The following is a 12761-nucleotide window of genomic DNA, read 5'->3' as shown; positions in this document are numbered from 1 at the left end:
AGCATCGTTATAAGCATGATTTCAAATTTACTGAAAAGTCCGCTTCCCTAGGAAGTGGGCTTTTTCATATTTCACTTAACTCCGATCTATGATCAATCTGCAAGAATTAAAACGATTTTAATAAAGGACCGATATATTGATAAGCTACCTTTTTCACCAACATGGATGGTCACGAAATTATATTTAATATTAAACTGAATCAATTTCATAATACCCTCAGTAGCTTTAATTAAGAGTACATATAGATCAAAATGGTTTAGTTTGTCTATATGTAGTATACATTTCGTTGGCTTAATCATTTATGAAATTGATTCAACTATGCAAAGGAGTAGATTACCATCTCAATTGATTTCAGTGTGTATTGGTTTCATTTTAGCTCCGAACTGCTGATGCCGTTCTTCAGCTTGCTTGGACTGGTACTCATCTATTTTGGATTCAGAACGATCCGCCGCCATCGCTATCGCAAACGCCATTGGGTTCGTACCAAGGGGCAAATCGTGGATGCGCATATCGAAGTCGACGTTGATGTCGTTCCCTTTGACCGTGATGATCCGGTAGATACCAGCTACACCCGCCGATTGAAAGTACGCTTCTACACCACTTCAGGTGAAGTCGTAGAATTCTGGAATCCTTATAGCACCAATCTGAGCTTCAACAGGGTTGGAAGAAAGATTAACGTATTATACAATCCGGCGAACCCTCGTGATGCCCTAATTGCAGGCGGTGTAAATGGTGCAGGCTGCCTTGCCGTTATGCTGTTTCTGATCGGTGTTCCCTTCGCTTTAAGCGGGGTATTCGCTTTACTGAAATTTTTCTTGTAACAAGGTTTGGATCATATGCTGTTCATGAAATTTACCGCCATATAAATAGCCAGACCTAAAATAATCAAGGCCGATATTTTATTGAGCATGATGCCGAATCTTCCTTCTGAATCCATACGTCCTACAAGACGTCCGGCCGTCGCCAAACCAATAAACCATATCCACGATACCGACACGGCGGCTAGTCCGAAAGCCCAGCGTTCCCCCCGTCATATTGAAGAGAACTGGTTCCAATCACGCCGACGGTATCCAGAATGGCATGAGGATTCAGTAAGGATACTGAAGCGGCAAAAATCATCTGCCGCTTTGGCGGCATAGGCTGGCTTTCTCCCGAGGAAGCTGTCTTCGACTTCCAAAGGGTCCAAGCCATATAGAGCAGAAACAAACAGCCTGCTGCATAGAGCACATTCGTAAGCCATAGGAAACGCTGCAAAATAAGGGATACGCCCCCAACAGCGAGCGCAATGAGGACAGTGTCACAGACACCTGCCGTAATAACGGCAGGCAACGCATTGCGAAACCGTGACTGGGACGCCCCCTGGTTAAACACAAATACATTTTGTACCCCTAAGGGCAAAATCAGCCCTAATGCCAATAAAACGGCATGGATAACAGCTTCTAGCATGAATATATTCCCCCAAATTCATTCCATCATATTCTCTCTGGTATTTTCTCTCTTAAATAGTTCTCGAACAAAGAGCTTGTACGTTCCTAATCCTCCTGTGTTTCCTTTAAGTTTTTCACGTTCTGCGTGTCCTGTTGTACGCTATGCTTCAACTGCTCTATAGCAAGCTGGTAATCCTGCGGATTATTCATGTTAAATGTGGCCTTATGCCATATGTCTTCACTCACCCCCGGCAGATCCTCTACCTTCGCATAACGAACGTTCAGCTTGTCTAACCAATCAGTGAGACGAAGTCGTCCACTGCGCAAACATTCCTCGGCAGACGGCAGCACACTCTGATGGTACACAGCCAGCAACGGGTGTATACGTCCGTCCACAGAAGAGATTACAGCTTGCAATGCTGGTTCTGTCGTCCCTTGCAACTCCGCCCACTTCTCAGTTACAGCGAGCAGGACATGCAGCACCTCTGGCTGTACAAAAGGCATATCACAAGCGATAACGATGCCCCACTCCGTTCCAGAAGCAGACAAACCTGCATGGATGCCGCCCAAAGGTCCCATGCCCGGGTATACATCAGGTACATTCTCCAAACCAATCGTCCCATACCCCTGCCCGTCACGAGTGACGACAATAACCCGCTCGGTCACCTGCTCTAAAGCGGCAGCCGTCCGTTCAAGCATAGTAGCTCCCTGAATCTCAAGCAGGGCCTTATCCTGTCCCATTCGACTGGAACGTCCTCCAGCGACAATAATACCAGTCACATTCACGACCACATCCCCTTTTCTCAATGAAATAGTTCATAAATAACCCCTTGAACTATTGGACAAAATTTAATATTACATAATTGTTAATTTATTGGTTTGTTAACCCTTTCAACACATGATACATTGAATAGAGAACCTTCCCATAGATCGGCATCCTATGCTTTATTCTCTACCGGGCTAAGAAAGGAATGGCTTGCCTTGCAAAATAGAGAAATTCAAGAGACTCCTCTATACTCCTTAAAGCTGTACAATTTTTTTCTGTATGGAGCCATGGTCATTTTCTCCAGCTTCTTCCCGTTGTATCTTCAAGAGATCGGCATGGACAAGCTTGAGATCGGGAGCCTGATGGCGATTGGGCCTTTTGTATCAGTATTCGCGAATCCCTTCTGGGGATATACCAGTGACCAGAGCCGTAATCTTCGGCGTATTTTGCTGTTTATGATTGCAGGTACATTACTGTTACTGCAAGCTTTATTTCATGTCCATACGTATGTCATGATTTATGTGTCGATGATCGGTTTTTATTTTTTCCAAAGTCCCTTGTTCGCCCAAAGTAACAGTCTCATTCTCAGCTACATTGAGGGCACGGACCGGAAATTCGGCTCCTTCCGCATATGGGGTTCCTTCGGCTGGGCTGTGACGGCGGCAGTGGCTGGCCTGATCATTGACCAAACGGGAATATCCAGTATATCCACCATCTTTACTGTGCTGCTTCTGGCTGCCCTGATCTGTACCCTGGCGATTCCACCACTGAAAAGCAGCGTTGAAACGGCAACCATTCATTTGCGTGGCTTTGGCAGCATTTTAATGAACGGTTACTTTATATCTTTCATTTTGTTGGGTATCTTGGTATCCATTCCGAATTCGATCAACAGCGCCTTTATGTCCCTGTATATCACCGAACTGGGCGGGTCCAAGCTGATGCTGGGTTTTGCTGTCTTTATGTCATCGATATTCGAAATTATTGTTTTTTTGCTGTTCGACCGCTTTTTGAAGAAAAAAATGACAGTGATGGTCGGCTGTCTGGCCCTTGTCAGTTTGCTGTTTGCTCTACGTTGGGAGCTCATGGCCTTGGCCACGGACCCGATTCAGATCGTATTCATTCAGGCACTTCATTGCGTCACCTTCGGTGGATATTTCTATGTAGGCACCCAGTTGACCGTCCTGTTCACACCGATAGCTTACCGCTCATCCGGGCAGGCCGTATATACGTTGACGTGGAGCGGGATATCTGGCATCGTAGCAGGCTTTGCAGGAGGCTGGCTGTTTCAGAATTTCGGTGGCGAAATGATGTACAATGCAGGTGTCTTCTTTGCCTTGCTCGGCTTTATAGGATTCGCCATCATGTGGTATATGCTGTACAAGAACGGTTACAAGCCCTATCATGCCGAAGACCACAAACAAGCAGAAGAAGCCCCTTAACAACACCCGAGGAATATAACACCCTTCTCTTGCTTGCCCCTTACAGACAGGGATGTCTAGTACCGCCAACTATCATTATATATGAAGCCCGTGAGCGTAAAGTAAAGGAGTCTGCCGATGGCAGACTCCTTTTTGACTTGGTCGCACGAGGCTGCCATCCGTCCCATGCTTTCCAATAACCTATTGCTTAGGCAATTGGAAAGAGCTTTTCAGTGATACCACACGGTTGAATACGGGCTCACCCGGCTTGGAAAGCTTCGGATCGACACTAAAATAACCATGACGGAAAAATTGGAACTTGTCCTGCGATTGTGCTTCCTTCATATTCGGCTCGACAAAGCCGTGAGCAATTTCCAGAGAGTTTGGATTCAATTGGTCGAGGAAGGTTTTTTCCGTTCCATCCTCTTCAACCGCTTCCGGATCTTCTGCGTTAATCAAAGGCTCATACAGGCGGAATTCAGCAGAAACGGCCTGAGTAGCCTCCACCCAATGGATTGTGCCTTTGACTTTACGTCCGGTAAAGCCAGATCCGCTCTTGGTTTCTATATCGTAGGTACAATGGATTTCCGTTACATGACCATCCGCATCTTTAATGACATCGTTACATTTGATGAAATAAGCATGCTTGAGGCGTACTTCATTGCCAGGGAACAGGCGGAAGTATTTGCTCGGCGGATTCTCCATGAAATCCTCACGCTCGATATAAATCTCACGCGAAAACGGAATTTGGCGTGTGCCCAGCTCCGGATTTTCCGTGTTGTTTTCCGCTTCCAGCATTTCAACCTGACCTTCAGGATAGTTCGTAATGACCACCTTCAACGGATCAATGACCGCCATTGTACGAGGTGCCTGTAGCTTCAAGTCCTCACGTGCAAAATGCTCCAGCACTTGCAGGTCGATCACGCCGTAGGCTTTGGAAATGCCCGTCTCATATACAAAGCTCCGGATAGCTTCCGGCGTATAGCCACGGCGGCGCAAACCGGAAATCGTTGGCATACGCGGATCATCCCAACCGTCTACATGCTTCTCATCTACCAGAAGCTTGAGTTTACGCTTGCTGGTTACGGTTTGAGCCAGGTTCAGCCGTCCAAATTCGTATTGGTGCGGTACCTTTTCCATCTCGCATTCAGCTACAACCCAATCGTACAGCGGACGCTGATCCTCAAACTCCAGCGAACAGAGTGAGTGCGTTACACCCTCGATGGCATCCTCCAGCGGATGAGCGTAGGAATACATCGGGTAAATGCACCATTTGCCACCCGTGTTGTGATGCTCGGTATGCGAAATACGGTAAATCACCGGATCACGTAAATTAATATTTCCCGAAGCCATATCAATTTTGGCACGCAGCACCTTTTCACCGTTTTGGTATTTCCCTGCACGCATTTCTTCGAACAGCTTGAAATTTTCCTCCACGCTACGTTCACGGTAAGGACTGTTTTGCCCCGGTTCGGTCAGTGTGCCACGAGTTTCGCGGATTTGATCCGCGCTTTGATCGTCCACGTAGGCTTTACCCTTTTGGATCAGCAGAACGGCGCGTTTGTACATTTCGTCAAAATAGTTGGAGGCAAAATGTTTTTCCTCCCATTCATAACCGAGCCACTTCACGTCCTCCTGAATGGAGTTCACGTATTCCGTGTCTTCCTTCGCCGGATTCGTATCGTCAAAACGCAGGTTGGTGCGTCCTCCGAATTCATCTCCCAACGAGAAATTGATCCAGATGGCTTTGGCATGTCCAATGTGCAAATATCCGTTCGGCTCCGGTGGAAAGCGTGTAACAACTTCCTTTACCTTACCAGTACGTAAGTCCTCTTCAATGACACTCTTAATAAAATTGGGGGGAGTGATCGGCTTCTCCACGCTAATCAACCTTTCTTCCGTGTAATCTGTACAAAATCTGTTCCCTTAAATATACCCTTTCACACCGCATAACTCAATAAAATGAAAAACCTTATGCCCTCTTCAGTCCAAAAAGTAACAAGTTATGAAAAAGAGTTAACATTTCTGACAAATAAATTCGTTATAGTGTATATATCTTTTATTTTACCCGGAAAAGGAGAACCCACCCGTGTTTAAGCTACTCATCGTAATCCTGCTGTCTATGCTTTTGTCCTCTTCCGGTATAATTTCCGGTCATCCTTCACCGGATCCGGCACCTGAACCCATACAATCTCGTCCGTTAGCCGTCGCTCCTGAAGACTCATCCGTCAAATTGTATGTTGAGGAGCCGTCCCAGGGGCTATTCCGTACAGCCACGCTGGAAATCGGCCAGCAGCGTCGTACATTCGCATGGTCAGGCTCAGCAGATGTCGCTACCACACCACAGTTGTACTATACGGATGTAAACGGCGATGGCGTTCACGAAGCTGTAGTCATCCTGACCCGTGCTTCAGGCACGGGTGTCGAATTGCAGGAGCTTCATATCGTCAACGCACAGACAATGGAAGAGTATGCGGTTGAATCGGCGACAGATGCCGTATCTCAGCGTGTCCATAGCAGTGTGAAGCTGCGTGACCACAACCAGCAGGTGCATATTGCAGTTACGATTGATGGCATCACACACACGATCGACCCCAAAGCATCGGCGTTTTACGATGATCCAGCCCATTTTACAAACCGTCTCGATTTCAGCTCTGTCGTCATGTACGATGCCGAACAGCCCCCTCTGCGCGCCACCGTATCGGGCAGCGTATCCCCAACCGAATTTGTAGGGGATTTGGAGCTGAAGTATGTATATGAGCATGGACGGTTCCGGGTGGGACCTATTGAGTTTGCAGCTTCCTCTCCATTTTGACGACTCTCGCAGAATAAGGTAGCATGGGATTAAATGCTAGACTGGCTGGTTTAGCGATTTTCCGAGTGAAAGAGGGGATCAATCATGTTTACATACGCGTTGGACGAACGCACCGTCCTTCGTCCGCTCACCAAGGAGCATGTGCAGCCTCTGTTTGAGCTGATCGAAATGTCCCGTGACCGCCTGCGTCAGTGGCTTCCATGGGTGGATTCCACCACGGAAGTCAGCCACACAGAGCAGTTTGTGCAGAGCGCCTTAAAGCAAGCCGCAGAGAACGGCAGCGTGACCGCCGGAATCTGGCTGGATAATGAGTTGGCTGGCATCATCAGCTACCATGAAGTCAATTGGACTCACCGTTCGGTCAGCATTGGATACTGGCTTGGACACGGTTACGAAGGACAAGGTCTTATGACCAGCGCATGCCGCGTATTCATCGAGTATGCGCTGATAGAGCTGGACCTTCACCGGATCGAAATCCGTTGCGCCACCACCAACCGCCGCAGCCGGGGGATCCCGGAGCGTCTGGGCTTCGTGCTCGAAGGTATTATCCGCGAAGCGGAACTGCTGCCCGACGGCTATATGAACCATGCTGTGTACGGCATGCTCCAGAGCGAGTGGAAACAGCTTCGGTAACCTTGCACCATAAAACAGCGCCGCAACCCGTTTAGGGTCTGCGGCGCTGTTCCTTATGAACGGCTTATAGGATGCTATAAGAAACTGATTGCGCTATAGAATCCATGTCTATTTTAAGAAATAGGCCATTAACACATCGTCCACGAATTGGCCTGCTATGTAAAACTCCTCATGCAAACGTCCTTCGATCGAGAATCCGCATTTTTCATAAAACATTAGGGCCTCCGTGTTGCACGAGAGTACCCGCAAGCTTAACTTGCGAATGCCCTCAGCGGCTGCAATATCCTTCATGGCGTTCATAAGCGCCATCCCAATACCTTTGCGGTGATAGGCTGGATGCACGGCTATATTTATTTCCAATACATGGCAATTACTAGCCAACAGCGTTGGAGAACGAAATCCGATATAACCGCAGAGCACTCCCTGTTCGATAGCGACCAGTTGAGAGCCCGGAGGCGTATTGCGCAAAAACTCCCCACGCGACTTCCATGACAGCGAGGCGGGGGCCGTTCGTTCATTCCATACCAATTCATCCAGCGCAATCAGATCAGGAGCATCCTTCATCTCCGAATGACGTATCGTCAGGGGTTGACTTGTAAGCAATTTCTTTCAATCCTTCCTGTGAAGGCTTTCCTGAAGTATAGGCAGCAACCATTCGTCATTTATTGTACCATAATCACGAGCTTGTCACAGTCTTTATTAGGACTTAAGAACTGGAAACGTCTGCCTTGGACGTAGTAGTCTCAAAAGCAGCCTCTTCACAGCGGGAACGGTTCAATCCGCTATGCAGAATAAAGAACAGGATGGACAAAACCGCCACGCCCGCTGCCAGCCAAAGTGTGGGTGGCAGACCTCCGCCATCATATAGCCTCCCCATAATATAAGGCCCCATCACCCGTCCGGCAGCGCCAATCCCCCCTACTAAGCCGATGTAAAAAGGTGCTCCCCGACCTCCGTGGTCGGACAAAAATGCTGGAACCGCTGGTGCGATCAGCATCTCTCCCAGGGTTGCCAAAACCATGGCGAATATCATCCCCGTATAGTTCTGTGTGCCTAGCATGACAATATAGGCTACCAAATAAAATCCTCCGGCCCACGTCATTTGAGCCGAAGCATGCCGGGCATAAAGACGCTTGAGCCAGAAAATAATCGGCTGTGCAGCAAAAATAAGCACACCGTTCAGTGTCCATAGTAGCCCGTACATCGTTTTAGGCAAGCCCTGCTCAATAATATACGGGGACACTCCCGTATTCCAGATCGAATTACCGAACCATAAAAAGAGCGAGCCCAACCCGACGAAGAGATACAGCCTGGTATCACGGAAAAGCAGCCGCGCTGGTATTTCCTCTGTTCTTTTCTTCACGGACTTGCTGAGCTGAACTTCCCCCTCTTCCCGATCTACCCTGCTCAGATAGGACCAGAAAAATCCGGCAAATACCGCAGAGGTAATCCCGTTCATGACAAAGCTGAGCTGATAGGAGAGATCGGCCAGAACGCCGCTCAGTCCCGTTCCCAACGCCACCCCTATATTATTGGCAACATAGATAATGTTGAACAGCTCTCCACGGCGGTCAGCAAAGCGAAAACCTACAAATGCCTGAATCGCGGGCACAGATACGACATTAAAAAAGCCGATAAAGCCCATCATAATAACAAACGCAATCCAGTGACCGCTGGTAAACGGAAGCGTGAGAAGTCCCAACGCGTTCATTGCCAGCGAGCCGACAATCAGTTTTTTGGCCCCAATGCGGTGATAAAGGGCTCCTCCTAACACCTGACCAAAAATCCCGCCCAGAGACTGCACCAAAATCGCAATCCCCGCATCTCCCATACTGCGGTGCAGCTCGTCAAACACATACATGCTAACCAACGGCCACATTAGAGAGCTTCCGGCGGAATTAATCAGGCTGGCGACGAGAAACACTTTCACTTCTTTCGGATAAGAATCCAACCATTTCATATATTTTGTTTCTCCTTTAGCATCTGACACCATAACAACACATTATTTCATTGGCGTTTCACATTCACCACCGTTGAAAAGAAAGTAGCCCCCCGCCCCATATCCGACAGCCGATCAGAGGTTAACACATTGGCACGCTGTCTGCGTCCTTTACCTTCCCACCATAAACCTTGGCTAATCACCGTACCAGGCAGCATCAGATCCGTGACCTTGGCTTCCAGCTCATACGTTCCCCGGTCGTTCCATACCGTAACCGGATCACCGTCCGCGATGTCTCTTGCCTGAGCATCCTCCGGGTGAATTTGCAGCAAAGGTTCCCGTTCCAGCCGCTGATGCTTGGGCAAATTCGCGAACGTTGAATTCAGAAAATTATGATTCGGTGGCGAAATAAACATCAGCGGGAACCGCTCGTCCGCTTGCGGTCGATGCTCTCCGTCATATCCTTCGATCAGCGGCACATACGAAGGCATCTCGGGCAGACCCGCTTGCTTCATCTTTGCTGAATACAGCTCAATCTTGCCCGAAGGCGTAGTCAGACGATCCAGATAGGTAGCCTTTGGCGTCATGTCCAGTTTGACAAAAGGTGACTTTTTTAAGGCTTCCAAGGTCACACCGTTGAGATAAGGATTCGTCGGGTTATCAAGTGCACCCGTGATCATGTCCTCTTCGCTTTCCGTGAAAGCAGCCTCATCAAAGCCCATAGCCTGTCCAAGCAGGCTAAACAGCTCATAGTTGCTTTTGCTTTCCCCGAGTGGAGCAATAACAGGCTCCTGCATCTGGATATAATGATGCCAATACGATTTATACAGGTCTGTGCCTTCAAAAGAAGACGCCGCAGGCAGTACAATATCCGCATAGCGGGCCGTATCGGTGAGGAACAGGTCGTGAACGACCGTAAACAGATCCTCCCGTTCAAACCCCTGCGTCACCCGATCAGCATCAGGTGCTACGACAACCGGATTGCTGCAATACACGAACAGCGCCTTGATCGGCTCGTCCTTCTGTAGCAGCGCTTCGCCGATTTGGTTCATGTTGATCACCCGGGCATCCGGGTTCTTACGCAGATCAGGACGCGCCAGGTTGGCACCGTTGAATTTGCCGTAAGCCCCATTGGAACGTGATGCTCCCCCGCCGTGCTTCAGCCATTGCCCGGTGAGCGCTGGCAAGCATGTAACCGCGCGTACATTCATGCCGCCATTATCGTGATGTTGAAGCCCGTTGCCAATGTTGATATACGCCGCTCGCGCCTGTCCGTACATCTCCGCCAGACGAATAATATCTACCTCCGGCACACCTGTAATACGTGAGACCCGCTGCGGGGTATATGCCCTCACATGCTCGCGCAGTTCCTCATGACCGACCGTATAGCGGCGCAAAAATTCATCGTCCGTCAGCCCTTGCTCGAACAGTACGTGCATAACACCCAGCGCGAGCGCAGTATCCGTTCCCGGGTAGAGCGGAATGAACCAATCCGCCCATTGCGCTGTCCGATTGCGGTGGACATCAATGACGATCACCTTGGCACCTTTTTTACGTGCCTTCTCGGCCAATACCACCTGATGCATATTGGTGCTGATGATATTTCCACCCCATACAATAATGAGGTCAGCATCCTCTGTATCCTCCGGACTGGTGCCACCCTTAAAACCCATGACGGATGCCCAGCCTTCATTCCCAGCCACACTGCAAATCGTCTGGTCCAGTTGGCTTGAACCCAGCGCATTGAAAAAACGGCGATCCATCCCGTCCACACTCAACACGCCCATATTGCCATAAAAGCTGTAGGGGAGAATAGATTCCGGGCCGTCCGTGCGAATCAGTTCCTTGAAGCGGCCTGTAATGGTATCCACTGCCTCTTCCCAGCTAATTCGTTCGAACTTCCCTTGCCCCTTGGGACCTACACGCTTCAACGGATAGAGCAGCCGCTCGGGGTCATACACTCGCTCCGTCATATTGCGTACTTTGTTGCAAATGGCCCCTTTTGTAATGGGATGATCCGGATTACCGGTCACCTTGACGATCTTTCCATCTTCCTTGTGGAGCAGGAGCCCGCACGTATCCGGGCAATCCAGCGGACATACAGCCGGAAAAACACCGTCCGTACGCTCCGTCGTTCGCTGCCCCCTTTGCAAGTCTTGCTGAAGCACAGCCTCAGGAGGCGCGCTGTTGCGATGATCCATGATGTTGATGCTCCTTTCCGTTACCGTTTCCAAAAATTACACTGTTCTTATCATATATACAGCTATGTCCTATGGCAAGAGAAGGATTTTGCCAACCTAAATCCGTCCACAAAGCTCAAAAAATCCGCTTGCTGCTCCCAGCAAAACGGATTTCTAATATTCTATATTATTTTTTGACAATACCTGTTTCAGTAATGAATACCAAGGGTAAAAGAGATCAAGGCATTCTGGACGAGAGCACACTCATCCTCCATGCCAAATCATGGACCACTCCCAAAAAAATCCGCCATGACAGGTTTCGTTCCCCCGGACCTGTCATGGCGGATTTGCTTTGTTGCCATTTTCTAAGCCCAGCTTAATCAGGCATGGTCACTCAACGGAGTTGTTGCAGTAGACGAGGGTGCCTGAGATGAATCATTCACAGGATGTACAGCGGAATGAGGTTTTTTCAAATATGCCAACCAGTAAGCTCCAGCTACGAACATGCTTCCTCCCACCAAATTCCCCAGCCAAACCGGAATGAAGTTCATGACATAATCTGCCCATGAAAAATGACCTGCGAAAATAGCCGCCGGAATCAGAAACATATTGGCTACAACGTGCTGAAATCCGATAGCTACAAAGGCCATCGTCGGGAACCAGATCCCCATAATTTTGCCGCCGATCGAATCCGTGCTATACGCCAACCATACAGCCAGCGCTACCAGCCAGTTACATCCAATACCGGATATAAACGATTGCAAAAAGCTTTCATGCAGCTTGTGTCCCGCCATATCCACCACTTTGTCCAAGTAAGGTCCTGTCTCGGTTAAACCCAGCACATGACCAAAGAAAAAGGCAACAAACAACGCACCTGCAAAATTACTAAGCGTAATAATCGCCAAATTACGGAACATCGCCCCGGTCTTAATCCGTCCTGCCCATCTCGCCAAAGGTACAGCCATCATATTACCGGTCAGTAATTCTCCGCCTCCGATCAATACCAATACCAGACCTACAGGGAACACGGCTGCTCCAATAAAAGTAGCAATACTTCCCCATTCTTTGGGCGCACTTGCGATAACACGTATATCCAGCAAAAAACCAAGCGCAATAAATGCACCTGCCAAAAATCCCAATACCACTGCCACAGTCCATGGATTGTTCGCTTTGGCCACTCCTGTTTCCACCGTCTTTTCAGCAATCTGCCCCGGTTTATAACTTGCCATATATTCCGCTCCTTTAACATCTTTTTACTCGAATGTTCTCTCTCATATTTTATTTAAAATCAGTGATTTTGTTTGTGAAAAAAATCACTTTATTGAATGAGTATTTTGCATAAATCCCAAGAGCGTTTTCAAATCAGCAATATATAGATCGAAACGGTTTAATTCGTCTATATATTGTACTTTCGAGCGTTGGGAATCGAATGATGCAAAATACTGAAATATTAAAAAAAACAGCCCTTGGATAAAGGACTGTTTTTCATGTATTATTACGTCTACTGCGCTACTATGCGCTTTACATTTAGTTGTATTCTTCCTTTTCAACTGCTCTCAGGAACCAAATAACTCCACCGAGGC

Annotated in this window: 10 protein-coding genes and 1 pseudogene; 4 read left to right on the top strand and 7 right to left on the bottom strand. The window is 48.4% G+C overall.

All coding sequences use genetic code 11. The features are described from left to right. The first annotated feature begins 356 nt into the window (after positions 1–356). Positions 357–821, top strand: coding sequence for a DUF3592 domain-containing protein (locus QD47_RS11150; protein WP_044646195.1), 465 nt, complete (start codon positions 357–359; stop codon positions 819–821). 11 nt (positions 822–832) lie between these two features. Here the strand turns inward: QD47_RS11150 and QD47_RS11145 are convergent. Both QD47_RS11145 and mobA read right to left on the bottom strand, forming a co-directional pair. Then, positions 833–1446 (bottom strand): annotated as a pseudogene (locus QD47_RS11145) (LysE/ArgO family amino acid transporter). An 86-nt stretch (positions 1447–1532) separates the two neighbouring features. Beyond that, positions 1533–2213: a molybdenum cofactor guanylyltransferase gene (gene mobA / locus QD47_RS11140; RefSeq protein WP_044646194.1), complete on the bottom strand. Its 681-nt coding sequence runs from the start codon at positions 2211–2213 to the stop codon at positions 1533–1535. Between the two features lie 195 nt (positions 2214–2408). Between mobA and QD47_RS11135 the strand changes: the two genes are divergently transcribed. Beyond that, positions 2409–3632 carry an MFS transporter gene (locus tag QD47_RS11135; RefSeq protein ID WP_044646193.1) on the top strand — a complete coding sequence of 408 codons (1224 nt, stop codon included), beginning with the start codon at positions 2409–2411 and terminating at the stop codon, positions 3630–3632. 180 nt (positions 3633–3812) lie between these two features. Here the strand turns inward: QD47_RS11135 and QD47_RS11130 are convergent, their stop codons facing one another. After that, complete coding sequence (locus QD47_RS11130; protein WP_044646236.1) at positions 3813–5492, bottom strand: glutamine--tRNA ligase/YqeY domain fusion protein; 1680 nt, start codon at positions 5490–5492, stop codon at positions 3813–3815. A 208-nt stretch (positions 5493–5700) separates the two neighbouring features. Between QD47_RS11130 and QD47_RS11125 the strand changes: the two genes are divergently transcribed. Beyond that, on the top strand, positions 5701–6426 hold the full coding sequence (locus tag QD47_RS11125) for a hypothetical protein (protein ID WP_044646192.1): 726 nt from the start codon (positions 5701–5703) through the stop codon (positions 6424–6426). Between the two features lie 84 nt (positions 6427–6510). Further along, positions 6511–7059, top strand: a complete 549-nt coding sequence (locus QD47_RS11120; protein ID WP_044646191.1) for a GNAT family N-acetyltransferase — start codon at positions 6511–6513, stop codon at positions 7057–7059. Positions 7060–7167: 108 nt separating this feature from the next. On the opposite strand, the gene QD47_RS11115 is transcribed toward QD47_RS11120, so the two are convergent. The 4 genes from QD47_RS11115 to QD47_RS11100 form a co-directional block, all read right to left on the bottom strand. Beyond that, the gene (locus tag QD47_RS11115) at positions 7168–7662 is read right to left on the bottom strand and encodes a GNAT family N-acetyltransferase (RefSeq protein WP_044646190.1); all 495 of its coding nucleotides are present in this window, start codon (positions 7660–7662) and stop codon (positions 7168–7170) included. A 103-nt stretch (positions 7663–7765) separates the two neighbouring features. Then, positions 7766–9019, bottom strand: coding sequence for an MFS transporter (locus tag QD47_RS11110; RefSeq protein ID WP_044646189.1), 1254 nt, complete (start codon positions 9017–9019; stop codon positions 7766–7768). A 47-nt stretch (positions 9020–9066) separates the two neighbouring features. Beyond that, the gene (locus tag QD47_RS11105) at positions 9067–11199 is read right to left on the bottom strand and encodes a molybdopterin-containing oxidoreductase family protein (RefSeq protein WP_044646188.1); all 2133 of its coding nucleotides are present in this window, start codon (positions 11197–11199) and stop codon (positions 9067–9069) included. A 359-nt stretch (positions 11200–11558) separates the two neighbouring features. Then, entirely contained in the window at positions 11559–12407 is an 849-nt protein-coding gene (locus QD47_RS11100; protein ID WP_044646187.1) for a formate/nitrite transporter family protein, read from the bottom strand. Between the last annotated feature and the right edge of the window lie 354 nt (positions 12408–12761).

Source organism: Paenibacillus terrae, assembly GCF_000943545.1.
In the GTDB taxonomy this organism is placed as follows: Bacteria; Bacillota; Bacilli; order Paenibacillales; family Paenibacillaceae; genus Paenibacillus; species Paenibacillus terrae_A.
The sequence above is the reverse complement of the archived record's forward strand: the minus strand, read 5'-3'. Positions and strand labels throughout refer to the sequence as shown.

Coding starts and splice junctions, on each gene's coding strand:
- QD47_RS11120 (WP_044646191.1), top strand. CDS start 6,511: ATGTTTACATACGCGTTGGACGAACGCACCGTCCTTCGTCCGCTCACC.
- QD47_RS11110 (WP_044646189.1), bottom strand. CDS start 9,019: ATGAAATGGTTGGATTCTTATCCGAAAGAAGTGAAAGTGTTTCTCGTC.
- QD47_RS11105 (WP_044646188.1), bottom strand. CDS start 11,199: ATGGATCATCGCAACAGCGCGCCTCCTGAGGCTGTGCTTCAGCAAGAC.
- QD47_RS11100 (WP_044646187.1), bottom strand. CDS start 12,407: ATGGCAAGTTATAAACCGGGGCAGATTGCTGAAAAGACGGTGGAAACA.